We start from the raw sequence: 25,380 nt of genomic DNA, 5'->3' as shown, positions 1-25,380 counted from the left end.
TCATTGATTTTTCCATGATTTTATTTCCTTTCTATGTGTAAAAAAGAAACGGCTATATTTTAAGTAGTTATAACCATTCACTTTCATATTATATAAAAACTGCATTATGGAAAAAGTAAAACTTTAATTGGATTGCAGTGAAGTATCCTATATTTCACCCCACTCTGCCGATAAAAAATGAAGATAGTGTAATAACAAAAGCTCTCGTTCACAAATACAAAATTACGAAAAAACTGAAAAACCTATATACTAAACTAACCTAAAACGGTCAATGTTTTACAGGCAATTACTCTTCCTTCTAACCCCATTTCAAATTTTTATTTAACTATAAAAAAACTGAAACACAAAAACAGGCAATGGAGAAAATGCTGTCCATTGCCTGGGAATACATGAGATATGTGATGTATGACTTACTCGTAACTATTTAATTTTTATCTTTCGTATAGACGATGTAGCTAGGCTCATTATAAACCCACTCACCTGTACCAATTCTTAGCCAACCATTCTTTTCTTCGTATACTGTAGCTTTTTCACCTTTGCTTGCTTTTCTAACAACAGAGTAGCTAGATCCTGCTCCGCTGCGAACATTTACTCCAATACCATTTATTTCAACCGTACCAATTCCTTTTTGAACATTCCCAGTTTCAATAACTTGAAGCATGTTTAAAATGAATGCTGCAGTTTCACCACGAGTTGTTGTTCCTTTAGGGACATATAGGTTATCTCCCATACCTGTTACAATACCTAAGCCGTATAATCTTTGTACAGCTTCTTTATAGATAATTTGACCTTTATCTGTAAATGGTAAGTTTACCAATGGTCCATTTATTCCTTTGTACTGTAAAGCTTTATTTACAATAACCGTTGCTTCTTCTCTTGTAATAGGTGTGTTAGGGTCAAAATTACCGTCTCCTCTACCAGAAATGATGCCTGCACTTGCAGTACGTTTAATACCATCTCGTAAAGTTGAATTTACATCATTTAAATCTTTAAACGTTGCATCTCCAGCTGGAAGACTTAAAGAATTCGAGATTAATTGCGCAAACTCAGCTCTTGTTACAGATCTATTAGGCGCAAAAATGCCGTTTCCTTCTCCTACCATAATACCTCTTCTGTTCAAATCACGAATAGCCGATTCATACCAACCTCCTGTTATATCGTCTGTCGGTTGATAAAATTTATTATAATATCCTTCAATGCCATTTACGAATGGTACCCATTGTCCACTATTAATCAACATATCGGGACAGTTTTTACCACTCCATTTTTGATGTTTTACGATGTTGTTTAATGGTACACCCGTTTCTTTCATTAAATAAGCTGCAAGTTTCTTAGCGTTATCGACTGCCTTATTGTAGTCACCATCACTATTAACTGCAATTTCAATTGCAATAGATTCTCTATTACCCGGCCCATCACCATCTCCTGCGTGCCATCCATTCTCGTTCAATGGTAAGTGTTGATAAATTTCTTTATCATCTACTGTAAAGTGCCATGATGCAGCTCGGTCTGTTTCTCCTACTGCTTGGTTATATAAGTATTGAGCGTGGCTTTTAGCTCCTGCTCCTACGCTTTTATTATCAGTCTCATGAATTGTAATATACTTTGGAATCATATGATTTTGAGGGCGAATATTATCGTTACCTGTTGGAACAATCCATTCCGTGAATGGAACCCCGTTTATCGTACTAGAAACTGTAGGTGCTGAGAAAGCAAGACTACGCTTTGTTCTATTTGAATTGTGAGGAACCGTTAATGTACCCGTTTCTTCATAAATACCTTCTGAACTTTGAAGACTGTCCACTTTCTTATTATTGATAGTACCTCCACCGCGTCCATCTACCCCTTCAAAACTTTCTTCAATACTTTTTAAAACTTGTTCTTCTGATACTTGAAGTTGATCTGTCCCGCTTTGTTCCTGAATACTTATAGATTGATGGTTATTTACAGATGGCTGTTCTTCTGCGAACGATACCATCGATGAAGATAATACTGTTAGTCCTGCTGTTAATGCTACTACTTTTTTATTCAATTTAATACTCATATTTAATTTAGTATATCTTGCTATTTTAATAGATATACCTTCCTCCTCACACTTCTTCTAATGTACATCCTAATAGTTACATAACACCTTCATTTTTCATTACATATAATCAATCGAAATCTATACATTCTCCCAGATAAATCAATATGTAAGAACATTTCAAACAATTATAAAAGAGAATGATAGAAACTATACATGACATTTTACTTCATATGTCGTTCTTTTTCTATAAAATTCACATTTTTTTTATCTTTATTATAAATTAAAAAGAAAAATTTCTTATGATAGGTTCTTTCAAGAATCATTGTGATGAGGGTGTATCGGCTTCTGTAATAGAGTTAGTTGAAGAATGCTGTTTCCTTCGTGGGATTGAAACGACAATTACAAAAAAGCCCGATTGGTGTAGGATTCATAGGTACCCACACCAATCAGGCTTTTACAAGCAGTTACTCTCCCTTCTAACGCAGATTTTTAAGGTGGATGTCTTACTGCCAGCATACTGCGAGATAAAATACGTATCCATCCAATTCGCAATTATTTCTTCCAGCTCTGGATGAAGTGGCTTTCCCGCCCCTTCTTCGTAATTCTTTTTAAACTCTAAAGCTTTAAAATCCCCCTCAAAACTTTTCAAACTATGATCCATATCTTTTATTACATGTACCTCAGAATCACCTTTCACATAATCACCAATTCGCTTCGCTTTTTCAGGGTCAGCCTGAATATCTTTATCACCAGCAATTGCTAGCACTGGACATGTTACTTGTTGTAAGTCTTTATAAATGTCATGCTGAAAATGCTCTCTAAACCATTTTGCGTTCATCGGTTTAAAACCAACTTTAATCGTATCTTTTTCTGTATTCATCATTTTCTCTTTTATTTTTTCCATCTGCTTTTCTCCACGTTTCTCCACCTTGAGAAGGCGCATTAGTTTTCCCTTTATTCCTTTTTGTTCTTTTAATTCTTTATAAGCAATTTCTCTTTGTCTTTTCGTAGCCTCTTCTAATGATTCCGCAGCTCCTGTAAGAAGGATAAGCCCATTAACTGGTGTTCTTGCGTTTACTACAGTTGCCAACATACAACCTTCACTATGACCAGCTAAAATGATATTTTCCGGATCAACAAATGGTTGTTCTTTTAAATACGTAATCGTAGACTCTATATCACTAACTAAATCCCACATTCCAGTCTTTAGAAATTCTCCGTCACTCTTTCCTACTCCGCGCTTATCAAAGCGGAGCGTCACTACCCCAAGTCTCGCCATTACATGCGCTAAATCTTTATATATGTTCGCCTCAAGCTTTAGCGGTACGATTGTTCCATCACGGTCAATTTCTCCAGATCCCGCGATAATGACAACAGCCGCATACTTCCCGTCAGCTTTTGGCTTTGTAATCGTACCTTGCAAAGTTAATTCACTCTTTATCGCTACTTCATATTCGTCAAAGGTCATCATTTTGTCCCCCTATTCTTTTATATCCAATTTAAATTTCAAACTCGTTATTATATTTTTATACTCTCTTATATCTTTCATTGGAGCAAAAACTGGATTCTCTGCAATACTTTGTAGCATGCTTCGCTTTATAATCTCTTCATTTCTAACTGTTTTAGCGCCGAGCGGAAACTCTGCAAACCATCCATCAATCGCATCAAAATAGGAATCACCGTGTAAATGCAGACTATTTACTGTGAAGCTTGCCGCACAAACTGCTACATATTTACGTAACATTTCTAATGCTCTTTCAAAATTCCCTTGCATACAATATACTTGCGCAGCAGCATAGTATACTTTTAAAGTCATATTGGGATGTAATGTTTCTATTTCATATATATCTATTAACATGTAAGCTCTATTTAAAATTACCTCTACCTTTTCAGCGCTTGAGGCATTTACTACTACATAATTCGGTATTGTCGCAACGAGTTGTATTAAATGTTGGTACATGCTAATTTGCATTATTTCATTTGCCTTTTCAGCATTTCCAAGCATTTGATATGCTTGGGCAATTAAATCCTCTTCTGGAACGTTAGGACGTATCGTTCCGCCAAGCAATTTCAATACTCCATTCGGTTTATTGAGTATAAGATAGCAAGTTGCTTGAAACGATACCGCCTCTTTCACAAGAGAAACATCGTCACTTTCTTCCTGAACCCTGCTAAAGAGATTCATTGCTTCTTCTAAAATTTCAATTCTTCTATCCGTGTCCTCCGTTAACATGTGATGATTAATAAAAAGTATTCCTATTTGAATTAATAATGGAAAGCAAGAATAATATTTTTTTACGATTTCCCTACACTCCATCATTACTTCATCAAATGGTTTTTCACTAAAAGCTTCCGCTAGTCTATGATATAAATCCTTAATATCTTCCTGTTCCATTTGCGGTTTATAACTGATTAGTTCATCTATACTTATGTTAAAGTACGATGCTAGCAGTGGTAAAAATGTAATATCCGGATAACTCTGCCCTGTCTCCCACTTAGAAACAGATGCCTTCGTAATACCGATATACGCCGCTAACTCTTCCTGTGTAATCCCCTTTTCTTTTCTCTTATCCGCAATTATTTTATGAATGTTTATCTCCTTCACATCATCACCTCATACTTTTATTATATGCTTTTATTTCACACAAAATATGGATTTGAAGTCGACTTTCGTTAACAAAATCAACTGTTAGGAAACATGTCTCTAAAATCAAAGGCAGGAACATATTTGATATGTCCCTGCCTTTTTATTGTGGGGTACCGATACATAGCCATCTAGCTAAGAGTTTGAAGTGCTTCAAAATCAAACATTTCATCTCACCATAGTTTTCTATGAGATTCCAGTGAACAGCTTATTTACATAACTTTCGAAGTCGGAAGTACAAATTATCTTTTTTGATAGATACAAGAAATTAAGAACTGATCCTTATTCAAGAAAAGCACCCGTTAATTCAATAACCATCTCACATAATTTTTTTCAATACCTTTACCATAAATGGTGTCTTTAATGTCTCTTTTATTAGTGAATTTTTGTGTTTCATAAAATTATTGATCTGTTTTTTTCTATTTGGAACCATTAAAAAAGGTAATCTACTAGGATTAAACCATCCAATTTTTGCAGTTTCAGGTCCATTATTTATTGGTTCTCCTCCTAGTAATTTTCCTGAAAATATATGTTGCATATCATTGTATTCAGGCTGGTGATATTCTCCTATTTTACGTTCAATAGCAATTATATAGCCCGTTTCTTCTTCAGTTTCTCTTATAGCGCATTTATCTAACTGTTCGTTCTCTTCTAATCTTCCCCCAGGCAAATCCCAGATAGGATAATCATTTCGTTTAACTAGCAATATTTTGCCTTCATTATTATCAACAATAGTAAAGCACCCTGTGGTTTTTATAGTATTCATTATAAATATAATCTCCTTAACTTACTCAATTGCTAACAAACTTGTATTTCTCTATGTCTAATAAATTTTCCTTTTTGCTGAATTAAACTGGCCCTTTAATGGAACAACATAAGATGAATATTCTATACATGCTCGGTTAACATAACGTCTCATTAGCGGAAGTAATATATAGATAGGTGCAACAATAATTAAAAATCTTTTATATGTTTTCTAATATCTGCGGCTATTTTGGTAGGATCATCAATCTCAAAAAAGATATATTTATATTTTTCATGACCTTCTAATTCAATCATTACGAGAGGGACTCTATTTTCATAAGAGAGAAAGTACCATTCGTCAGCATATTTAAAACTTCCTTCAAAAATATTGAGAGAAGAAATTGATGTTCCAGGCATACGAAGCATCCATTGTGGAGCATCAAAATAGTCAACATAGACACTCTTGATCGTGTTATAAGGCATTTTTAATTTTAGTTTAAATGCAAGTAATCCTGTTACCCCATTTAGCTTTAGAATCACACCTTCATTATCAAACAGTATTTCTTTCCCCATAATTCCCCTACCTCCTCCTATAAAATAAAACGCCATAGCAATCCCCCATTATTTAAGAGAAGGTTTACTATTCTTTATATTTTTCTGGATCATTAATAAAGAAACGAACTTCTCCACATTTGGAACAAACATATGGAATTACCTCACTATACGTTGCATTTACAACAGCATGTTGGGATGGTTTATTCAAAATACCAACACTGCCTCCCACAGATTTCAGAAGGGATTTTGTCAATGATATTCCGCATTGATTACAAGTCTTTTCTTTCATATAGTTTCTCCTTCACATCTAATCATTTTCCTTATTGTACCATTTGAGGTAACTGATTTGTTCATATTTTTGGATGTATATTCTATACATATCAGGTTAACATAACGTCCTATTATCAGTAGCATGAAAAAAGGAGAACCCTGCTCTCACAAGAGAATCTTCTTTTTTAGTTCTATAAATCTATACATTTTTTATACATTCCTATCCTAATGCGGTTTTAGTGTTCGTGTATGTTACTGGATTAGCAAAAAAAACTGTATAACATCTTGCAAACTCTTAGCGTAAGATTCCCCCAAAATATTGGACCCCAATACGTGCTTTCTTATGGGTATTTCTTGCCCCCATTAAACAATCTTCTGTCACTTGTCTATCTTTAAGGGTAACGCACCGAGCCTTTGTCCTCCTCCCAAATCCAAACAAATGATTCATATTACAGTCTATTTCAAACTGAATATTCAATCTTTATTCATTTTAATATAGGTATGTAAATAAAAGGGATAATCAGCCCCATAATGGACTAACTATCCTATAAATCTTTATCTAAAGTTAATAAAACTAGAACTTCTTTCCCTATGTATATTTACTTCGTTACCTCACCAAACTGCGCTCTCGTCACTTTCGCCAAGTCATCCACTTTCAGCTCAATTTGTATACCTATTTTTCCGCCGCTTACTATCATCGTTTCAAGTAATTGGGCACTCGCATCAATACATGTAGAAAATAACTTCTTCATTCCGACTGGTGAACAGCCGCCGCGAATATATCCTGAAACTTTCGTAATATCTTTAACAGGAATCATTTCAATTTTCTTTTCACTTACTGCTTTTGCGGCAGCTTTTAAATTTAGTTCCTCATCTACCGGGATGATAAACACATGATAATTTTTACTATTCCCTTGAGCGATTAACGTTTTATATACTTCTCTCACTTCTCGTCCAATTTTCTCGGCTACTGATACGCCATCAATTTTCCCATCGTCTGGATCATATGACATCATCGAATATTCAATTTTTTCTTTATCTAATATTCGCATCGCATTTGTTTTATCTTTTTTCATAACGTTCTCCTTAAAAAGTTATTTCATATTATTAAGTTTTATTATACACCCTTTTCCATTTCTCCTACATAACTTCACGTATTTTTCAAAACTAAAAATATTGATAATTCAAAAATCATCTGATATAATTTGGAAAAACTTATGTTAAGGAGAGATTTGTAATGCAAAATTTTAATACTTCTTTCCAACTTCATCATCATACGTAACGCCGTGTATCCGAAGAAAAATTTTTCTTCGTGGGTACAGGGCTTTTCCTGTTGACCCACGAAGCGTTCATAAAGCTATGTGGGTATTTTTATACCTGCATAGCTTTTTTTAATTTAAAAAGGAGTGATTATGGTGGAAATGAGAAATGTAAAAGGAACGAAAGACTATTTACCAGAGGAACAAGTACTACGAAATAAAATTAAAAGAGCGTGCGAAGACACGTTTGAACGATACGGATGTAAACCGTTAGAAACGCCGACATTAAATATGTATGAGCTTATGTCTTACAAGTACGGCGGTGGTGATGAAATATTAAAAGAAATATATACACTTCAGGATCAAGGAAAACGCGCACTTGCCTTACGTTACGATTTGACAATTCCATTCGCAAAAGTTGTGGCAATGAATCCAAACATACGCCTTCCTTTTAAACGGTATGAAATTGGGAAAGTATTTCGAGATGGCCCTATTAAACAAGGGAGATTTCGTGAGTTTATACAATGTGACGTTGATATTGTCGGTGTTGAATCTGTCATGGCAGAAGCGGAACTTATGAGCATGGCGTTTGAACTGTTCCGAACGTTAAACTTAGAAGTAACGATCCAATATAATAACCGCAAATTGTTAAATGGTATTCTTCAGGCCATTAACATCCCTACTGAATTAACAAGTGACGTCATTTTATCATTAGACAAAATCGAAAAGATTGGGATTGATGGCGTACAAAAAGATGTATTAGAGCGCGGAATTTCTGAAGAAATGGCTGATACGATATGTAATACCGTATTATCTTGTCTACAGCTTTCAATTGCTGACTTTAAAGAAGCTTTCAATAATCCACTCGTTGCCGATGGAGTAAACGAATTACAACAATTACAGCAATATTTAATCGCACTTGGAATAAATGAAAATGCTATATTTAATCCGTTTTTAGCGCGAGGACTCACAATGTATACAGGTACCGTATATGAAATCTTTTTAAAAGATGGATCAATTACATCTAGCATCGGTAGCGGTGGTCGTTACGATAATATTATTGGAGCATTCCGTGGTGATGATATGAACTATCCAACAGTCGGTATTTCATTCGGTTTAGACGTTATTTATACAGCACTATCACAGAAAGAAACAGTATCATCTACAGCGGATGTATTTATCATCCCGCTCGGAACAGAATTACAATGCTTACAAATCGCCCAGCAATTACGTTCTACCACTTCCTTAAAAATCGAACTTGAACTAGCGGGACGCAAATTAAAACGCGCCCTTAATTATGCAAATAAAGAGAATATCCCTTATGTGCTTATTATTGGGGAAGAAGAACTTAGTACAGAAACTGTTGTGCTGCGGAATATGAAGGAAGGTAGTGAAGTGAAGGTTCCGCTTTCTTCTTTAAGTAATTATTTGTAATACGAACCACCCTCGTTTGGGTGGTTTTTCTATTTTATAAATAACTCATAATTAGTTAACATAAAAAAATTACATTCTACTAAAATCTACTAAAATCTACAAATATATAATATCCAATTACCTATTATTTTTGGTAATATATAGATATGAATTATTTTAGGAGGATTCACTTTGAAAACCTACATCCAAGCACTAAAGTGGACTACAGGGATCTATCATCTTTTATTACTTCCTTGTTATTATTTATTTCTAAGTCACGTTAACCTATATGGGATACCTTTACTTTTATTGATTGTGTTACATATCACTACTATTTTATTAGCTAAAAAAGTAGACATGAATACGTACCCTCATTATATTGGCATTATCGTTACTCTAGTTGCCTTCTTTCCTTATATAGTAATCGTTCTACATATTATAGCAGCCATTTTCCTTTTATTAGATGCGGCTTCTATGAATGCAAAAGAAGTGTATGATTCATAACAGGATAAAATGAAACTTTAATCAGTAGAGTTTTGAAGTCAGTTAGCAAATTGCAAAATTTACATAATAACGTTATTGCTAACACCCAAAAAGGATTTACTTTTTAAGTAAATCCTTTTTCAAATTACCCTCCTTACCCCAGACCAATAAAAGAATATTATGTTTAATTTTTATGAATTTCTAAATATTTATAAAATATTCAAATTAACATACATTTTAGTTATATAAAAAACTAAGTGTAAAGGAGATGAATTCATGCTAAAAAAAATGATAGTAGGTGCAGTGGTAGCCATTTCATCATTAACTGTAGGGTTAGGATCAGTATCAGCTAGTACCGAAAAGGGTTATTCGATTACCTCTTTTGAATATGTAACTGTAGATGAAAAGACTGTAGATTCGTTTAACAAATTGGATGCTCCATCAAAGGAAGACATAAAAATAACTTTAGTTCTACCGAAACAAAATCAAAATGGAAACTGGTTATCTTATGGATTTTCGACCAAAGAAAGTTTAGAGTCTTTTATTAAAAAAGATAAACAAAGGTTGAATCATACAATCACTCCTCTTGGTGTCGGAGGAAGCGGACCTAATAATACAGATTTCTATGAACATGCAAATAAAGGTGGCGAGTATTTTTCTCTTAGTAGCGGTTTTAAAAATTTGCCTCTTAGTTGGCAAAATAGAATTTCTTCTGTAAGTACAGCATCCCCTACTGCTAGCTATTCAACAACGCTATGGGAACATACTTCAACTGAAGGATATGGAAAAGGTGTTGTTTTTAAACACGCTGATTGGTATGGCAAAACTGTAAACTTGCATGACTTCGCAATTTCAGCAGTTGATGTTAAAAAGTAAAAACATGAAAATAAAAGGTGTCTTCACATATGGAAAACACCTTTTATTTCTACAACTCTTTCCTATTATTTTTCGTATTCCTACTCTCCAAAACTTTCTCCATATTATGAGTCGCCCACTCCATCATTAATAGAATCATTGGACGAAGCGATTCACCAAGCTCCGTTAACGAATATTCTACTTTTGGAGGTACTTCACGGTACACTTCACGATGTATGATGCCATCTGCTTCAAGTTCTCTCAGCTGTAATGTTAACATTCTTTGTGTGATATTAGGTTTTAATCTTTTTAATTCATTAAACCTCTTTGTCCCATCTAATAGATGATACAAAATTACCCCTTTCCATTTCCCTCCAATGACCTCAACCATCGCTTCCACTGGACAAGAATATTTATTTAAAAATGGGTAATTTACATTATTTTCGTTTGAACAATCCATAATAAATCCCTTCCCTTAACATTAGTATCTTTTTTGATACTATACCACATAAATGTGCGTACTTGTTTCTATGTTACTTTAAAAATATAATTTGGTTACAAAATAAATTAATGAAAAGAGGAACTTTTATGACAAATACAAATCAAACTACAAAAGAAAAAATTATGGATGCTTTTCATTTCAGACATGCATGTAAAGAGTTCGATCCTATGCACAAAATTTCAGAAGAAGATTTTAACTTCATTTTAGAAACAGGCAGATTATCCCCTTCTTCTTTCGGATATGAACCTTGGAAATTTGTTGTCGTACAAAATAAAGAATTAAGAGAAAAACTACAACCATATTCATGGGGCGCTGGTGGGCAACTTGCAACAGCTAGCCACTTTGTCATTGTTCTTTCAAGAAATATTAAAGATATGCATTATGATGCAGATTATATTAAACATATGATGAATGATATTATTGAATTACCTGAAGACGCGCAAAAAATTAGATATGAATTCTTCAAAAAGTTCCAGGAAACAGATTTTAACTTATTACAATCTGATCGTGCTGTATTTGATTGGGCATCTAAGCAAACTTATATTGCTTTAGGGAATATGATGACGAGCGCAGCTCAAATCGGGATTGATTCTTGTCCAATAGAAGGATTTGATAAAGAGAAAGTAGATTCTTTACTTCGTCAAGAAGGCATTATCAATGGAGATAACTTTGAAGTATCTGTTATGGTTGCCTTTGGTTACCGTAAAGAAGAGCCAAAACGTGATAAAACAAGACAGACTATGGATGCAATTGTTGAATAGATTTATTAAGATAACACGCGCTCCTTATAGCTGTATACTCATACGAAAAAAGTAGAATTTCATTTCTCTTATGTATGAAATTGGTTTTTCATGGAAAGATATATTAGTATGTATGCAGTTTAAACACTCTATTTATTAGAGTTGGACAGGAGGAGAATGAATATGTCTGATATTGAAGTTGGCGAAGTGTTTACTCTTAGTGATGAGAATAACGAAGAGCAAGAAGTAGAAGTGCTTGGAGCGATGGATGTCGAAGGCGCTGAATATATTGCAGTTGCCTTTGTTGAAGATATCCAAACAGAAACCGAGGAAGACATTGATATTTTCTTTTTAAAAGTAGAAGAAGATAGTGAATTCTCATACATTGAGAATGACGAGGAATTTGAAAAAGTATCTGCTGCGTTTGAAAAGATTTTGGATGAGCAAGAGCAAGAATAGAATGACACACATGAGGACGGATACATATCCGCCCTCTTTTTTATTCATCACTCATCCAAAGACTTATGCAGCAATTCCAGTACATCTTTCATCACAAAAGGACCGTCTTTTTTTACATGCTCAGCAAATTCAGAAACGAGACGTAGTGTACTCACACTTTCAACCGGATGCTCTCCTGAAGCACTTTCAGCAGAAAGCATAACAGCATTCGTTCCGTCCAGTACAGCTTGAAACACATCAGTTACCTCTGCCCTTGTTGGAATAGAATGATCTACCATAGATTGAAGCATTTGTGTTGCTGTAATAACATATGTATTCGTTCGATTACATTCCTGAATCATCATTTTTTGCAAGAGCGGAATAAATTGAAACGGTAACTCAACTCCTAAATCTCCCCTTGCAATCATAATTCCATCTGCTCCTTTACATATATCTTGAAAATTTTCAATCGCTTCCATCGTTTCTATTTTGGCAATTAAATTAGGTGACGTTTCTTTATATTGTTGTATGAAATCTCGTATTTCTTTTATATGACTAGGTTTTCTTACGAAAGAACATGCGATAAAATCAACACCTTCTTCTAAAAGAAACTGAATATCTTTTTTATCTTTCTCTGTAATAGCTGGTAAACGAACGATTGCGCCTGGTAAGTTCACCCCTTTATGAGAGGAGATATTACCACCTGTTTTCACCTTCGTTTCTATTTTATCCGTACTTACTTTCTCAACGATTAACTCAACTTCACCATCATTAACTAAAATTCTACTTCCAACTTTCACATCATTCGCGATTCCTTCATAATCAACACTTGCTTCCGTACTACTCCCTGTAACTGGTTGCGTATGCAAAATAAAAGAATCTCCCGCCTGAAGTGTAATTTGTTCTCCTTTCATTTCACCTAACCTTATTTTAGGACCTTGTACATCGCCTAAAATTTTAATAGAATCATCTAACGATTTCACTAAACGAATGATATCTTTATGACTTTCATGCGTCCCATGTGATAAATTTAGCCGAACAATTTTCATACCATTGCTTATTAACTGCGCTAACGATTCTTTATTATTACTTGCTGGGCCAATTGTACAAATTCGATCGATTGTCATTTTTGTCACCATCCTTTTTCGTTAGGTTTCCCATAAACTTTCATTACACTCTCAACATAAAAAAAGCCTACTCCCACAAGTAGGCTTTTGAAACTACGAAAGTTTCGTCAATAACTGATTTAAATCTTTTTTCGTTTTCGTCGTTAATGATTTCATTTTAGTAATATCTATCTTTTCTTTCTCCGCCCCTACAATTAACGGATACATACTTTGTCCAATTGTTTTATATTCAGCTGGGTGTGATGTTTCTAACTCTTTCTCAATTACATCCCACTTTGCATTAATTTGTTTTCCAAGTTTATTTACTGTATCCAATTTCGGATTAGCAGCTAACTGCTTATCTAAGCTATCCACTAATGCAGCAACTTCTTTCACACTCGTTTTCACAGCTACACTTTTCTTCGGATCTTTCGTTGTTTTTCCGTCTGAGTTTGTACTTGTACTTTGATCTGTTGTTTTCCCGCTAGTCGTTTGATCATTCGTTTTTCCTGTCGTCTCTTTTTCTTTTGTTTTTACATTCTCGTTTTGAGTTGACGTTTTACCGTTACTTTCTGTTCCTAATGATTCTTTCGTGTTTTTTGCATCTTTATCTGTTTTTTCGTTGGAAGAAGTATTTGTTTCTTTGTCAGTATCTTTCGTTGTTTTTGACGCTTCATCTGCACTTGTCGTTTTTGATTCTCCTTCATTTTGCGCTGTTACTTGCTCTTTCTTTTCTGTTTCTTTATCTGCTGACGGACTACAAGCTGCCATAGTAAGCATTGTACCAATTGTTATCGATGCGATAGCGACCTTTTTCATTTTCATATAAATCCCCCTATGTTTACGTTTTTATCCTCCCCTTTACGATTCGATTTCCCCTTAAAAAATCCCTTTTCATACGAATTACCATCTTTCCGACAGTAATCTTCATAATAATACGTACAAAAACTGATAAATCAATTTGAATATTCGAGTTTCTTCTACTTCATTTTTCTTCTCTGTAGTAAAAGAAAAAGAGTATATTGTCACATGAAGAATTACGATCTTCATATGACGATATACTCTTCTATCAAATTTTTATCTTTCTTGACATTTTATTTATACAAAAAAATAAAATTTTCTTTCGTTTTTTTGTTTCTCAACAATTGTTAACATAATATATTTATGAGTACCCACCATTCGAATGAATAACTTGCCCAGTAATCCATTTCGCTTCTTCACTTACTAAAAAAGATATTAAGCGCGCAGCATCCACCGGCTCTCCTACTTTACCTTGCGGGAACTTCCATACTAAATAATGCTTCAGCTCCTCTGTAATCCATCCTGTATTCGTCGGTCCTGGATCAACAGCATTTACTGTAATCCCCTTCTCCATCGCAACTGGTGCTACTGATTTTGTAAATGCTTCAATTGCCCCTTTCGTTGCTGCGTATGCTAATTCATCAGGCATCGGCCCTAGTGACTGTCCTGAAGTAAGGTTAATAATACTTCCACTCGCCTTGCTTGCATACTGTTTTATAAATAATGAACTTAATAACATAGTAGCCCGAACATTAACCGTATAATGTTTATCTAACTGTTCTACATTTAATTCCTCAATTCTCGTATGAGTAGCATACGCTGCATTATTAATTAAAATAGATGGATCACCTAACCGTTCTGATACCATATAAAACAAACGATTGGGCGAATACGACTGCGATAAGTTGATTTCTGCCATTTCACATCGAACACCGTAACTTTCAATCTCCTCTTTCAACAAAAAGGGCTCTTTGTCATGCATTCCCCATGGCATCGCTTTATCATACTGAGACCAGTACGTGAAAAAAATGTCTATTCCTTTTTGAGCAAGCACCTTGCATACAACTGCACCAATTCCATTCAGACGAGTGGCCCCTGTTACAATTGCTATTTTCTTCACCTTTTCTCCTCCACCTATGGATAAATCCTCTGCACGAATACAGAGGATCTATCTTTTTATTCAATATTTGACAATATACGTTCTGCACCTAATTTTAAAATTTTAATAAAGATATAATTTACAATCGCAAACATTACAAATAAAACGATAAACATAACCCACAGTCCGACATGAAGGAAGAAGTATAATAAACTTACTCCCGCTACAATAACTAAAGCTATTAAAATATTAGCTAAAAAATTCCACAAAGTTGTATAGCGGCTCTTAAATAATTTCTGCTCTGTATCCCAATGTATATCTGCAGTTTGTGCATCCCAGCGTGTACCAATTAAATTAATTAACAGTAAGCCGTTCGCACTTAGTAAAAACCACAGTAACATGAAAACAGGAGAAATTCCCGCTACAACTGCCATCGTAATACCGAACACTGCTAAAATAATTACATTAATTAACCAAGCCGTGATTGCTTTTGCAAAAAAGATATCCGAAGCTTTTACAGGTAAATATCGATTCACAAACCAAGAGCTTCCATCACGTGAGAATGAAGTTGTTGCGATGACGTTACTTCCCATTAAAAATAGAGAGGCACAAAGGCCAACGCCAATTGCAAGACCTGCTGATTTTGGATTATTAATATAACTCGTAACCCATTTTAAATTTCCATCTTGTACAAATAAAACGAAGAACAACATAATCGGCATAACGAAAGTTTGTACGATACAATTTAAGAAAAATTGTGGTGTACGGAATAATGTTTTAAATTCCTTTTTCACATACGCTTTCAAATGTGAACTTTGTACCGTTGATTTTTGTAAACCTTCTGCTGAAATGACTTCTTTTTTTGCTGTACTCGTTGAAAGTCCAATAACCCCTTTTAAATATGTACGCTCTGCAATGTAATAAAACAACACAAAAAATACAAATGAAATAACTGCAAAGATTATTACGTATAAAGGACCCTTCCAATTTGCATTTTCTACTAATGCTACTGCTCCAAAATATGTAGTTGGAAAATAGTTTGTCATTTGTACTAAAAGAGAAGACTGGTTGTTTGCAAGGTAATCCGCAATTGCATCTTCAGAAAACGAACTTTTATTTTTCCACTGCAAAAATACGTTAATTCCTACAATAAATAGTATACTTACGATTCCGATAAATATATTTCCTCGGTCTTTATTTTTCGCTATATTTGTATACCTCATAATAACTGTCATGAGTAACGAAGCTAGTACTAACGGCACAATCGGGAAGAGTAAGTAAATGAAAATCATATATATGTAATATGTAATAAACGCTCCACTTTTTAAACCGTACGTAATAAAGATTGGTAGTAAAATAAATGAACTCATTACGTATTGTGTAATTAATACCGTTAAAAATTTGGCTGAAATAATTTGCGCTGGTTTTAATGGTAATGGTAATAACATTTCAATGTCATTGCTGTAGTAAAATACAGTTAAAATGTTCGTAATACTCATTAAAAATACCCATATACTCGCAATCGCAAGTCCCATTGCGATAATCATTCCTGGATCTTGCCCTAAATGTATCATTCCCTCATACATTGCATGCGTGATAGAACCAAACAGTAAAAATCCGACAAATAAAATAGCCGCAAATGAAAATACATACGCCCATCGCTTCTTCTTATCTGTTATAAAATCTGCATAATTTAATTTCAATAATACTTTCGTTAACGTCCAAATTTCACTCATTGCCCGTCATCTCCAAGAACATTTTTTCAAGTGATTCGTTGGATTTAAAATGATCTCTCATTTCATCTAAATTCCCTTTAAACTGCAAATTCCCCTTATTAATAATCGCGACGCGGTCACATAATTTTTCTGCCACTTCTAATACGTGTGTAGAGAAGAATACAATCTTTCCTTTATCCGCATGTTCTCTCATCATTTCTTTTAAAATATATGCAGATTTCGGATCAAGCCCCGTTAACGGTTCATCTAAAATCCATACATCTGGCTCATGCACGAGCACACCAATAATAACAATCTTTTGTCTCATACCGTGCGAGTAACTTTGAATTTGATCTGATAAAGCATTATAAAGATCAAATTTCTTCGCTAAGGACTCAATTCGTTCTTGGCGTACTTCTTTCGGCACTTCATACATATCTGCCATAAAGTTTAAATATTCAATTCCCTTTAATCGTAAAAACATATCTGGACTATCTGGGACATAACCAAACGTCTTTTTCGCTTCCATCGGATTTTTCATAATATCTATACCGTTAATCGTAATCGTCCCTTTGTCCACCCCATGGATACCAGTAATCATCTTAATTGTCGTTGATTTACCGGCACCATTTGGCCCTAAAAATCCAAAGATTTCTCCGCTAGGCACAGATAAACTTAAATCTTTTACTGCATAGGTAGAACCATTATAACTTTTTGACACATTCATAATTTCAATCATTCCATCCAATCCTTTCCTTAATTACCAAATAACTATATTAACATTATAGCATACTTATATTTTTATATTTTTCAGTTTTTAACCTTTAAAATAAATATACAGACCTAACCCAACGATTAAAACGACAGCTAGTATAATATAAATCATCGTAAGCCTTCTAATATTCCCCTTTGTCGCTTTACTATAATTTGCATCACCCTTTCGCCCAATTAACACCGTCGCGACTACAGTAATGACTACAAGTAATACAACGATCATGATCCAATTTAGCATACCTTCCTCCCCCTCCTTACAACCATTTTACAATATTATCCTCTTTATTTCGCAGTATATTTCCTCTTTTTACTATTATTATGAAGCAAACTAAAAAACTATTATTACCATTCCTATCCATATGTGATATATTTATAACATAACGTGATTTATTTCTAACATGATAAGGAGGAACTATCATGAAAACAACTTGGATAAAATATTTAGGATTTCTCGGTTTCTTCGGTTTTCTTGGCTTTTTTTATGAAAAAGGATTGTTCACTATGTTTTGTTTCTTCTCCTTTTTCACCTCATATAGAACGGTTCAACACGATGAACTGTTTGAACAAATCGTCAATAAATCGTGCCGCAATGCCTTTATCGTTACGTTACTAACTACCGCTATCATTATGTTCATTGAAATGTTATTTCCAAACCCGGTGCTACAAGAGATTGATATCGCTCTTATTTTCGGCACACTCATTCTTACGTTTGGTTTTTCTATGTTCTTTTACGATAAACCTGTTGACGAAATGGAAGATGCACCATGGCGTTCGTAACGAAAATAAAAGAATACCGCGCCAAATTGAATATGACGCAAGAAGATTTAGCGAAACAAGTTGGTGTACGTCGTGAAACAATTAACCATCTCGAAAAAGGAAAATATAATCCTTCCTTGCAGCTTGCTCACGATATTGCGAGGGCACTTCATAGTACGATTGATGAAGTTTTTATTTTTGAGGATAAATAAAAATACCGGCATTCTTTTCACAAAGAATACCGGTATTTTTCATTTATACAACGATCACCCATACAAAACCGCATGAAATACGCCCAACAGTAAATATTGGTCTTCTATATAATCTTCATCGTATACATTCATCTCGATGTGATACATATCTTCCTCAAGACGAATATTCCAATCTGCAATTACATAGCCTTTTCGTAATAATTTTCCCATCCCAAAAGTAGTTTTATGAACAACAAATTCTTCTCTCTTATATGTAAAGGTAAATAAGAAATTTGCATCCAATAACTTTCCGTCACATACAAGTATTTCATGCTCAGCATCATGATTATCTTTATATGTTACTAAAATTCTTCTTTGACGTTGCCTACTTACATCCTTTGCAATGACGCGCATATTGTCCTTACTATCCTTTATTTCATAAATAATATTACTACCGACTTTCGGAATGAAATCTAGCACTCTCATCAACGTATTTTTATAATAGCCTCGTACTGTGCCTACTCTGTCACTTCCCTTGTAAACCTCAATAGGCACCGTATCCGCTTTACTATCACACAGTCGTTTGTAAGAAAGCTGCATCACCCGCTCTCCTCTTAAGTACTGATCAAACGTCACAGGATATTCTAACGCGCGCAGTTCTTTATTTAACTCATATAAATAACGCTGAACACTCTCCACTAATGCTGTAGTAGAAATACATTCCTGAACCTCAAATTGTTGCCAACTGGAAGAAACTCTCCATTGATTGTCCTCTTCATAGAAGAAACTAAGAATTGTCTCATCACGGTCAGGCGTTTCATAACTCATATGTACGTTCTGCCCATGTTGCACTTGCTCCATCCACTGTCCTAAATAAATACCGAGCTCTGCGACCTTCATGCATGACTTTTGAAAAAGCACGCTGTCACTCACGCGAATCGTTACATCCCCTTCGATAAAGCCCTTTGAATAAGCATCATACCGCTGCTCATCTTTCTGTGGGATATTCTTGTCTAACTCAAATAAAAATGTTAACATCTTTCACTCACCTCTAGTTATTACACCGATCGTACCTATAAAATGAACGCAACTCAAATTATATCGACGATTTTGCCAATATATCTACCGTAACTTAAAATATATCAACGATTTTTTCGATATATCAACGATTCGACAAAGAATATCGACTTATCAACAAATATCGACACGATTAAAATGAAACTACCTTTTCTTCCGCCACTTCTACAAGTTCTAAAATTTGCAGCAGACTCTTCACTTCATAAGTCGGCTTAACACTTGCCTTATTCTCTTTCAAACTCGGATTATACCAACACGTATCAATGCCGTAATCTTCTCCGCCTTTCATATCAGAAGTGAGCGAATCTCCAACCATTAGTACACTTGATTTATCCGTAATCCCAAACTTTTCAAATGCATAATCAAAAATCTCACGTGCTGGTTTTTGATGACCAACCTCTTCTGAAATAATAATATGATCAAAGAAATTACATAAAGGCGAATTTCCGATTCTAGATTGTTGCACCTTCGTATATCCATTCGTAATGATGCCTAGCTTGCAATCTTGTAGATTCTCACATAATTGCACTGCACCTTCTATAAGATGTACTTCTTTCCCTAAGTTTTCAAGATATACATCACTAAATTGCTGTGCATCTACTTCTATATTATGAAGTGCAAATAATTGTCTAAATCGATCTACCGCTAATTCACTTAACGTAATCATTTTATTTTCTAAATCTCTCCATAACCCATTACTAATCTCTTTATAACTTGCAAGATAATCAGTATACCCTGTAGGCATACCAAACTGTACAAACGCATTATGTAATGCGTGTCTTTCCGTTTCAGGGAAATCTAATAATGTATCATCTACGTCGAATAATATAACTTTGTATTTCATGATGTTCTCCTCAATTCTTATATTCTCATAGCCTAATTATAACAACAATAAGAAAAGGAGGCTAATCCAATCAGCCTCCCTCCGCTTTATTTATCTTCTAACAATAAAACTTTCATTTGTTCTAACGACTCTTTCGTAAAGCCAAGTGCTTTTTCAGCATACGCTTCAACTGAACCATATTGCTTTTTCACTTCATCAATCGCAGCTTGTAAATACTCAGCACGTGCTTCGAACATCGCACCTAATATCGCTCTACTCTCATCGTTTTGTAGTTTTGCACCTAAAAAGGCCATCATTTTCTCGTTTAACTTTTCACGGAAACCGTTACTTAGTAAATAATCTTCCATTACTGTTTTCTCTGGTACACCTAGTAAAAGTAATAATAATGCTGATCCAAATCCAGTACGGTCTTTCCCAGCTGTACAATGGTTTACTAACGGTAAGTTTTCCGGGTTTTGCGCTAAGTTTAAGAAGCTTACGAACGCCTCGTTACCACTTACGAAATCTTGATTCATTTTCACAAGGTATTCGCCTGGTTTGCCTAACATAGAAAGGTCACCAACTTGGAAAAACTCATTTATGTTCAAGTCTTTTGCTAAGTCTTGCATAACTGGTAAACACACTTGACGAGCTCCTGTAATCTCAGGGTTTGGCTTATGCTTCACTTCAAAGTCTGTACGGTAATCGCAAATTAACTTTAAGCCAGACTTTTGTAAATACGCAATATCCCACTCTGTTAATCCTGCTAATTCTTCAGAACGGTATAATTTACCCCATTTTACTTTACGGCCTTCTGTCGTTTCATATCCTCCCATATCACGGAAGTTAAACGCGCCTTGTAATGGCAGTCTACGCTCAGCTACTGTTACTGCTTGTCCATTACTACCTACTAGTCTAAAATATGGACGCTCATTTTCGCTCAGGTTTTCAATTGTATATGATGATTCTCCATTTACCGTTGCAAGTAATTCTCCATTTTCTTCAATATGATCTGGCGAAGTACTCCAGTAAATGCGAACTTCCTCTATATTATTTTCCCACTTTATTTGTAACGTATTATCTTCATTTCTTTCTACAGTTGCTTGTAACCAATGTCTTTGCTGCCCCATTCTTTCACCAACGCTTTCTCTTATAATCGAATCTTACTCTATTGTATTATACAAATATCTACTTTGTCGTTCTCATTTTTCTTTTTATCTTACAAACAGGCAAAAAGTTCTTTTACTTGTTCATAAGTTGTACACGGATTCCCTCGAAATGAGTTCAAGAGAGTACATCGTTCATCCTCCTAAAACTTTCTCACATATCTCTCAGTTGAACTAAGCAGCTGACATCCGTTATTTTCAAAAATATCCTTCATCCACTCATTTTGTACATTTGTCTCACCGATATAATAAGATGCTCCTATTTCTTTTAATACAAACATTGCTCCTGTAAAGAATGCTGCTTCGTATCCTTTATTTCGCATATTTGGAGCGACTGCGAAATACATAAGTTTTCCTTCTTCTAACGTCCCCTTTTCAATATGTGGGATTACAATTCCGATCGGCTCTTCATTAATACTCGCAGTTAAACAATGTTCTTTCCATTGCTCTCCAATTTCTTGTAGCATCATATTTACAAATTGATCATAAGTGACTTGTTCTTCTGTCATCTCGTTCCAAAGTGAATAAAAAGCATCTTCACCAACTTCTTCAATCAACTTAAAATCAATTTCACTTTCTACATCTTCTACTTCATATATATCCTTAAACACAATCATGTTTTCAGTAACATATTCAAAAGAATACGCTTCGAAACATTTCTTATACACATCATAATTTGGGCTTTTTGAAGAAACTTCAAAATGTAAGTTTTCAATTCCCTCTTTTTCAGCCTCAGCAACGCAATATTGCATGATTCCCTTTAATTGCTCTTCTGTAAAAATCTCTGCATTATTTTCTTTTATCATGATAGAAGAAGCATTTCTTCTTATTTTAAAATGTTTTACTAACTGTTCTATCGTCGTCATATTCTTCCCTCATCTATGTCATACTTGAATTTCTACTTGTTCTCCTTGCATGAGGAGGATTGTCCTTGAATATATAGAATACTAGAAAACATCGCATCTTTAAAGTGCGGAGGAGGTTCTCCATTGGATATTACAGCGCTGCAACAACAGTTAGAGCTTATACAACAAAATGACTATACGCAACTGCGATATATAGATATAAATGAATTAACGCTCCATATGCTTCAGTATATCGGAACGACTGATAGTTACGTTCGTTATCAACTTATATATAAATGTTTTGTGCATTTTATTCATCATGAATTCCTTATGGATGATCAACTGAAATTACTGTTGCAAACTTGTTTAAGTGATGAATATTTATATTGTGACATATACTCCCCGCATTCAGATGGGGTTTTCACACGTTCTTACACTGTTTCGTTAATTGCGTTAATACTCCAATTCGCTAATTCGCACTACTTTTGTACGGAGGAGGATATTGAAGAAATAAAAAACAAACTCATTACATACACAAACTTAGAAACAGATTTCCGAGGCTATATTGAAAATAAAGGATGGGCTCATTGTCTTGCTCACGTATCTGATGCCTTTACGGAAATTGTTCATAATACGTATACAACTTTTGAATGGTACGAAGAGTTAATTCATTGTTTATTAAATAAAATCTTCATTCCATCTGACCTTTTTCATAATAACGAAGATGAACGCATCGTTACTCCTTTACTAGCGATGTTGTATCATGACTTTCCGCAAGACGAGTTAATTTCTATTATTCATAAAAAAATAAAAAGGCTTCCTCAAATTAGAAAACGCCTTTCGTTAAATGAATATTGTATTTTATGCGCCAACATTAAAACCTTTTTACGCACTTTATTTTTCAGAACGAAAGATGATCATAACTTAGCCTTTACAGCACGGAAAACAGAAAGAATGTTAAAAGAACTTCCTAATTATTATTAGCTATAAGGAGAATAACTATGGGTTATATTGAAGATATGAGAAATTTAGTAGGAAATCAGCCACTGATTTTAATAGGATCACACGCCATTATAGTAAATGAAAACAATGAAATATTGCTGCAGCTCCGCACAGACTTTAACCGCTGGGGCATTATTGGCGGCGCTTTAGAATATAACGAAACATTAGAAGACGCTTTAAAGCGAGAAGTATATGAAGAAACTGGACTTATTATTAAAAATCCAGAACTATTCCGTACATACTCTGGACCAGATTACTTTCAAATCTATCCAAACGGCGATCAAGTACACGGTGTACTCGTTGTTTATATTTGCCGCGAATTCCACGGTGAGCTTGTATGTGATCAAACAGAATCAAAAGAATTACGTTTCTTTCCGCTTGATGAATTACCTAGTACTCTTCATCCAGTTATTGAGGGGATTCTTCGCGATTTTCATCACTCCAATTAAAGATAAAAATAAAACAGCCTCATCTCCCGTCATGATAATGCGAAATGAGGTTGTTCATGTTAGATCGTTATCTCAATCTGATTTCCTTCAGGATCACTTACTACACTTTCATAGTAACCATCCCCTGTAGTTCGTGGGCCGTTTAACACAGGGTACCCTGCTTCTCTTAATGTATTCGTTAATTCGTTCACCTTTTCTTTACTACCTACAGAAAAAGCAATATGTGCATATCCTATTGTTTCTGTTTGTAATGCATCCTCTATCCCTACCCGCTTCATAAGTTCTAGACGCGCACCACCTTCAAAAGTTATAAAATAAGATTTAAATTGCTTTTTCGGATTATCATATAAGCTATTTTCTTCACCATTAAAATATTGTTTATAAAAATCACGCATTCCTACTAAATCATTCACCCAAATTGCTACATGTTCAATTTTCATAATCGACACCTTTTCTTTTATGTTATTCAACTGGCAATTGGATGCTTCATTGCCAGGACATTTAATTTTCTTTATTCGTTCTCGTAATCATAAGATCAAGTCCTAGACTTTTTAATCCATATAAATAATCTTCTTTCCAATTACTCACTGTTATTTTCGGAATATGTTCCGCCGGGATGTACTGCGGACAAGTTTTTACAATTTGATCTATTACAAATTGATTCACTTCATCATCACAGAAGATAAAGGCATGCGGGTTAATAATAGCTATACATGTAGCGATTAAACGAGTAATAGCATCTATATTATATTCCTCTGGATTATTCGGATCTTCACTTCTCAAAGCTTGCAAGAAATTTTTATTATTATACTGCGGGACGAAAGATATCTCTCCTGAGAAAAATGTGCTTCCGCGTACGACATCTCCATTTACCATAATACCTGCACCTGGACCATTTTGACCGGAATACAAATATACAAGAGAGGAATTGTCATAGTTTCCAGTGTTTTTATAATAACCAAGCACAGCAGCATTCATATCGTTTTCTATTACTACTGGTATAGAAAACTGTTCCTCCAAATGACTTTTCAAATTAAAATTTTGGAACTTTTCATATCCAGGAATATAAAAAATACGACCATTATCAACCGAACCAGGCACACCAATTGATATAGAGCTTATTTTCGGGAATGTAGCGATAAGACCTTCAATATGTTTAGATAATAGATTTACGCCCGTATCAATTAACATACTTGAAGTACTCCCCTGTTCTTTTACTTCCCCTAAACAGTTGAAAATTGTATAGTTTGTTTCATTTTTTTCTAAAAATATCGCTAAACCTAACATATATTCTGGATTATATTCATATCGTTTCGCTCTTCTTCCACCACTTGAATCATCTAAACCAGCTAAAGTGACTTCACCGTCTTGTTTCATTTTTTCTATAAATTTACTTATCGTTGGAAAACTAATTTCTAATGTATTACTAAGCTCAACTTTCGTTGCACTACCTCGCTCTAAAAGAACTTTACGAATGCCGCGAAGGATTGTCTCTTTAATCGATTTTTGAGTAACAAATTGTTCACTCAAATCGTTCACCACCTTAATCAACATACTTATTAAACACTTTTAATAAGTTGCGTTGACAATATATCATACATCATTTTCTAAAGCAATAAAGATGATATATTTCTACTAGCAATATTC

The 25,380-nt window shown here is 34.4% G+C and carries 29 protein-coding genes; 9 read left to right on the top strand and 20 right to left on the bottom strand.

Annotated elements, in window-relative coordinates:
- Positions 1 to 424 precede the first annotated feature (424 nt).
- The 7 genes from QCI47_RS11265 to ybaK form a co-directional block, all read right to left on the bottom strand.
- Entirely contained in the window at positions 425 to 2,044 is a 1,620-nt protein-coding gene (locus QCI47_RS11265) for an S-layer homology domain-containing protein (RefSeq protein ID WP_353811785.1), read from the bottom strand.
- Between the two features lie 436 nt (positions 2,045 to 2,480).
- Entirely contained in the window at positions 2,481 to 3,497 is a 1,017-nt protein-coding gene (locus QCI47_RS11260) for an alpha/beta hydrolase family protein (protein WP_071743276.1), read from the bottom strand.
- A 9-nt stretch (positions 3,498 to 3,506) separates the two neighbouring features.
- Positions 3,507 to 4,631, bottom strand: coding sequence for a helix-turn-helix domain-containing protein (locus QCI47_RS11255; RefSeq protein WP_073530227.1), 1,125 nt, complete (start codon positions 4,629 to 4,631; stop codon positions 3,507 to 3,509).
- Between the two features lie 358 nt (positions 4,632 to 4,989).
- On the bottom strand, positions 4,990 to 5,436 hold the full coding sequence (locus tag QCI47_RS11250) for an NUDIX hydrolase (protein WP_001092198.1): 447 nt from the start codon (positions 5,434 to 5,436) through the stop codon (positions 4,990 to 4,992).
- Positions 5,437 to 5,624: 188 nt separating this feature from the next.
- Entirely contained in the window at positions 5,625 to 5,987 is a 363-nt protein-coding gene (locus QCI47_RS11245) for a hypothetical protein (RefSeq protein WP_012644491.1), read from the bottom strand.
- A gap of 67 nt (positions 5,988 to 6,054) precedes the next feature.
- Positions 6,055 to 6,258, bottom strand: coding sequence for a hypothetical protein (locus tag QCI47_RS11240; RefSeq protein WP_071743279.1), 204 nt, complete (start codon positions 6,256 to 6,258; stop codon positions 6,055 to 6,057).
- Between the two features lie 580 nt (positions 6,259 to 6,838).
- Positions 6,839 to 7,315: a Cys-tRNA(Pro) deacylase gene (ybaK, locus tag QCI47_RS11235; RefSeq protein WP_000710855.1), complete on the bottom strand. Its 477-nt coding sequence runs from the start codon at positions 7,313 to 7,315 to the stop codon at positions 6,839 to 6,841.
- A 339-nt stretch (positions 7,316 to 7,654) separates the two neighbouring features.
- Here ybaK and QCI47_RS11230 point away from each other — a divergent pair, with 339 nt between their 5' ends.
- The 3 genes from QCI47_RS11230 (at position 7,655) to QCI47_RS11220 (ending at position 10,270) form a co-directional block, all read left to right on the top strand.
- Positions 7,655 to 8,932, top strand: a complete 1,278-nt coding sequence (locus QCI47_RS11230; protein WP_214328216.1) for a histidine--tRNA ligase — start codon at positions 7,655 to 7,657, stop codon at positions 8,930 to 8,932.
- Positions 8,933 to 9,103: 171 nt separating this feature from the next.
- Positions 9,104 to 9,415, top strand: a complete 312-nt coding sequence (locus QCI47_RS11225) for a hypothetical protein (RefSeq protein ID WP_000860710.1) — start codon at positions 9,104 to 9,106, stop codon at positions 9,413 to 9,415.
- 255 nt (positions 9,416 to 9,670) lie between these two features.
- Positions 9,671 to 10,270, top strand: a complete 600-nt coding sequence (locus QCI47_RS11220) for a hypothetical protein (RefSeq protein WP_000914519.1) — start codon at positions 9,671 to 9,673, stop codon at positions 10,268 to 10,270.
- A gap of 49 nt (positions 10,271 to 10,319) precedes the next feature.
- On the opposite strand, the gene QCI47_RS11215 is transcribed toward QCI47_RS11220, so the two are convergent.
- Positions 10,320 to 10,709 (bottom strand): winged helix-turn-helix transcriptional regulator, encoded by a 390-nt coding sequence (locus QCI47_RS11215; protein ID WP_000340663.1) that lies wholly within the window; start codon positions 10,707 to 10,709, stop codon positions 10,320 to 10,322.
- A gap of 128 nt (positions 10,710 to 10,837) precedes the next feature.
- On the opposite strand from QCI47_RS11215, the gene QCI47_RS11210 reads away from it, so the two are divergent.
- Positions 10,838 to 11,512 (top strand): NAD(P)H-dependent oxidoreductase, encoded by a 675-nt coding sequence (locus QCI47_RS11210; protein WP_353811784.1) that lies wholly within the window; start codon positions 10,838 to 10,840, stop codon positions 11,510 to 11,512.
- Positions 11,513 to 11,668: 156 nt separating this feature from the next.
- A complete protein-coding gene (locus QCI47_RS11205) occupies positions 11,669 to 11,950 on the top strand; it encodes a DUF1292 domain-containing protein (RefSeq protein ID WP_001997837.1) in 282 nt (93 codons plus the stop codon).
- Positions 11,951 to 11,997: 47 nt separating this feature from the next.
- Here QCI47_RS11205 and QCI47_RS11200 read toward each other — a convergent pair whose 3' ends face one another.
- From QCI47_RS11200 to QCI47_RS11175, 6 genes are all read right to left on the bottom strand, one after another.
- Positions 11,998 to 13,068, bottom strand: coding sequence for a pyruvate kinase (locus tag QCI47_RS11200; protein WP_353811783.1), 1,071 nt, complete (start codon positions 13,066 to 13,068; stop codon positions 11,998 to 12,000).
- An 81-nt stretch (positions 13,069 to 13,149) separates the two neighbouring features.
- Positions 13,150 to 13,860: a hypothetical protein gene (locus tag QCI47_RS11195; RefSeq protein WP_061131002.1), complete on the bottom strand. Its 711-nt coding sequence runs from the start codon at positions 13,858 to 13,860 to the stop codon at positions 13,150 to 13,152.
- A 337-nt stretch (positions 13,861 to 14,197) separates the two neighbouring features.
- Complete coding sequence (locus QCI47_RS11190; protein ID WP_000716987.1) at positions 14,198 to 14,956, bottom strand: SDR family oxidoreductase; 759 nt, start codon at positions 14,954 to 14,956, stop codon at positions 14,198 to 14,200.
- Between the two features lie 56 nt (positions 14,957 to 15,012).
- A complete protein-coding gene (locus QCI47_RS11185) occupies positions 15,013 to 16,671 on the bottom strand; it encodes a putative ABC transporter permease subunit (protein ID WP_353811782.1) in 1,659 nt (552 codons plus the stop codon).
- Complete coding sequence (locus tag QCI47_RS11180) at positions 16,664 to 17,389, bottom strand: ABC transporter ATP-binding protein (protein WP_000570055.1); 726 nt, start codon at positions 17,387 to 17,389, stop codon at positions 16,664 to 16,666. Before QCI47_RS11180 ends, QCI47_RS11185 begins: the two co-directional genes overlap by 8 nt.
- A gap of 78 nt (positions 17,390 to 17,467) precedes the next feature.
- Complete coding sequence (locus tag QCI47_RS11175) at positions 17,468 to 17,662, bottom strand: hypothetical protein (protein ID WP_000935861.1); 195 nt, start codon at positions 17,660 to 17,662, stop codon at positions 17,468 to 17,470.
- Positions 17,663 to 17,841: 179 nt separating this feature from the next.
- Here QCI47_RS11175 and QCI47_RS11170 point away from each other — a divergent pair, with 179 nt between their 5' ends.
- Positions 17,842 to 18,201, top strand: coding sequence for a DUF3796 domain-containing protein (locus QCI47_RS11170; protein ID WP_000859221.1), 360 nt, complete (start codon positions 17,842 to 17,844; stop codon positions 18,199 to 18,201).
- Positions 18,189 to 18,392, top strand: a complete 204-nt coding sequence (locus QCI47_RS11165) for a helix-turn-helix transcriptional regulator (RefSeq protein ID WP_000896292.1) — start codon at positions 18,189 to 18,191, stop codon at positions 18,390 to 18,392. The genes QCI47_RS11170 and QCI47_RS11165 overlap by 13 nt, the downstream gene beginning before the upstream one ends.
- 54 nt (positions 18,393 to 18,446) lie before the next feature.
- Here the strand turns inward: QCI47_RS11165 and QCI47_RS11160 are convergent, their stop codons facing one another.
- The 4 genes from QCI47_RS11160 to QCI47_RS11145 all read right to left on the bottom strand — a co-directional run bounded on the left by QCI47_RS11160 (position 18,447) and on the right by QCI47_RS11145 (position 22,303).
- Positions 18,447 to 19,409: a tubby C-terminal domain-like protein gene (locus tag QCI47_RS11160; RefSeq protein ID WP_309422857.1), complete on the bottom strand. Its 963-nt coding sequence runs from the start codon at positions 19,407 to 19,409 to the stop codon at positions 18,447 to 18,449.
- Positions 19,410 to 19,581: 172 nt separating this feature from the next.
- Positions 19,582 to 20,292, bottom strand: a complete 711-nt coding sequence (locus QCI47_RS11155; RefSeq protein ID WP_000875919.1) for a YjjG family noncanonical pyrimidine nucleotidase — start codon at positions 20,290 to 20,292, stop codon at positions 19,582 to 19,584.
- 86 nt (positions 20,293 to 20,378) lie between these two features.
- Positions 20,379 to 21,401 carry a tyrosine-protein phosphatase gene (locus QCI47_RS11150; protein WP_061131005.1) on the bottom strand — a complete coding sequence of 341 codons (1,023 nt, stop codon included), beginning with the start codon at positions 21,399 to 21,401 and terminating at the stop codon, positions 20,379 to 20,381.
- Between the two features lie 179 nt (positions 21,402 to 21,580).
- Positions 21,581 to 22,303 (bottom strand): GNAT family N-acetyltransferase, encoded by a 723-nt coding sequence (locus QCI47_RS11145; RefSeq protein ID WP_163072538.1) that lies wholly within the window; start codon positions 22,301 to 22,303, stop codon positions 21,581 to 21,583.
- Positions 22,304 to 22,426: 123 nt separating this feature from the next.
- Between QCI47_RS11145 and QCI47_RS11140 the strand changes: the two genes are divergently transcribed.
- Complete coding sequence (locus QCI47_RS11140; protein ID WP_000355462.1) at positions 22,427 to 23,266, top strand: DUF2785 domain-containing protein; 840 nt, start codon at positions 22,427 to 22,429, stop codon at positions 23,264 to 23,266.
- Between the two features lie 17 nt (positions 23,267 to 23,283).
- On the top strand, positions 23,284 to 23,733 hold the full coding sequence (locus QCI47_RS11135; RefSeq protein WP_061131008.1) for an NUDIX hydrolase: 450 nt from the start codon (positions 23,284 to 23,286) through the stop codon (positions 23,731 to 23,733).
- 59 nt (positions 23,734 to 23,792) lie between these two features.
- Here QCI47_RS11135 and QCI47_RS11130 read toward each other — a convergent pair whose 3' ends face one another.
- Together QCI47_RS11130 and QCI47_RS11125 are read right to left on the bottom strand one after the other, a co-directional pair.
- On the bottom strand, positions 23,793 to 24,173 hold the full coding sequence (locus tag QCI47_RS11130; protein ID WP_061131009.1) for a VOC family protein: 381 nt from the start codon (positions 24,171 to 24,173) through the stop codon (positions 23,793 to 23,795).
- A 61-nt stretch (positions 24,174 to 24,234) separates the two neighbouring features.
- Complete coding sequence (locus QCI47_RS11125) at positions 24,235 to 25,263, bottom strand: ROK family transcriptional regulator (RefSeq protein ID WP_309422858.1); 1,029 nt, start codon at positions 25,261 to 25,263, stop codon at positions 24,235 to 24,237.
- Positions 25,264 to 25,380: the final 117 nt, after the last annotated feature.

This window comes from Bacillus cereus group sp. RP29 (assembly GCF_040459765.1).
GTDB classification, from domain to species: Bacteria; Bacillota; Bacilli; order Bacillales; family Bacillaceae_G; genus Bacillus_A; species Bacillus_A paranthracis.
Note: the sequence above shows the minus strand (reverse complement) of the source record. Positions and strands in the feature narration are given on the sequence as shown.

Coding starts and splice junctions, on each gene's coding strand:
- QCI47_RS11265 (WP_353811785.1), bottom strand. CDS start 2,044: ATGAGTATTAAATTGAATAAAAAAGTAGTAGCATTAACAGCAGGACTA.
- QCI47_RS11260 (WP_071743276.1), bottom strand. CDS start 3,497: ATGATGACCTTTGACGAATATGAAGTAGCGATAAAGAGTGAATTAACT.
- QCI47_RS11250 (WP_001092198.1), bottom strand. CDS start 5,436: ATGAATACTATAAAAACCACAGGGTGCTTTACTATTGTTGATAATAAT.
- QCI47_RS11245 (WP_012644491.1), bottom strand. CDS start 5,987: ATGGGGAAAGAAATACTGTTTGATAATGAAGGTGTGATTCTAAAGCTA.
- QCI47_RS11240 (WP_071743279.1), bottom strand. CDS start 6,258: ATGAAAGAAAAGACTTGTAATCAATGCGGAATATCATTGACAAAATCC.
- ybaK (WP_000710855.1), bottom strand. CDS start 7,315: ATGAAAAAAGATAAAACAAATGCGATGCGAATATTAGATAAAGAAAAA.
- QCI47_RS11220 (WP_000914519.1), top strand. CDS start 9,671: ATGCTAAAAAAAATGATAGTAGGTGCAGTGGTAGCCATTTCATCATTA.
- QCI47_RS11215 (WP_000340663.1), bottom strand. CDS start 10,709: ATGGATTGTTCAAACGAAAATAATGTAAATTACCCATTTTTAAATAAA.
- QCI47_RS11210 (WP_353811784.1), top strand. CDS start 10,838: ATGACAAATACAAATCAAACTACAAAAGAAAAAATTATGGATGCTTTT.
- QCI47_RS11205 (WP_001997837.1), top strand. CDS start 11,669: ATGAATATGTCTGATATTGAAGTTGGCGAAGTGTTTACTCTTAGTGAT.
- QCI47_RS11200 (WP_353811783.1), bottom strand. CDS start 13,068: ATGGTGACAAAAATGACAATCGATCGAATTTGTACAATTGGCCCAGCA.
- QCI47_RS11195 (WP_061131002.1), bottom strand. CDS start 13,860: ATGAAAATGAAAAAGGTCGCTATCGCATCGATAACAATTGGTACAATG.
- QCI47_RS11185 (WP_353811782.1), bottom strand. CDS start 16,671: ATGAGTGAAATTTGGACGTTAACGAAAGTATTATTGAAATTAAATTAT.
- QCI47_RS11180 (WP_000570055.1), bottom strand. CDS start 17,389: ATGATTGAAATTATGAATGTGTCAAAAAGTTATAATGGTTCTACCTAT.
- QCI47_RS11175 (WP_000935861.1), bottom strand. CDS start 17,662: ATGCTAAATTGGATCATGATCGTTGTATTACTTGTAGTCATTACTGTA.
- QCI47_RS11170 (WP_000859221.1), top strand. CDS start 17,842: ATGAAAACAACTTGGATAAAATATTTAGGATTTCTCGGTTTCTTCGGT.
- QCI47_RS11165 (WP_000896292.1), top strand. CDS start 18,189: ATGGCGTTCGTAACGAAAATAAAAGAATACCGCGCCAAATTGAATATG.
- QCI47_RS11160 (WP_309422857.1), bottom strand. CDS start 19,409: ATGTTAACATTTTTATTTGAGTTAGACAAGAATATCCCACAGAAAGAT.
- QCI47_RS11155 (WP_000875919.1), bottom strand. CDS start 20,292: ATGAAATACAAAGTTATATTATTCGACGTAGATGATACATTATTAGAT.
- QCI47_RS11150 (WP_061131005.1), bottom strand. CDS start 21,401: ATGGGGCAGCAAAGACATTGGTTACAAGCAACTGTAGAAAGAAATGAA.
- QCI47_RS11145 (WP_163072538.1), bottom strand. CDS start 22,303: ATGACGACGATAGAACAGTTAGTAAAACATTTTAAAATAAGAAGAAAT.
- QCI47_RS11135 (WP_061131008.1), top strand. CDS start 23,284: ATGGGTTATATTGAAGATATGAGAAATTTAGTAGGAAATCAGCCACTG.
- QCI47_RS11130 (WP_061131009.1), bottom strand. CDS start 24,173: ATGAAAATTGAACATGTAGCAATTTGGGTGAATGATTTAGTAGGAATG.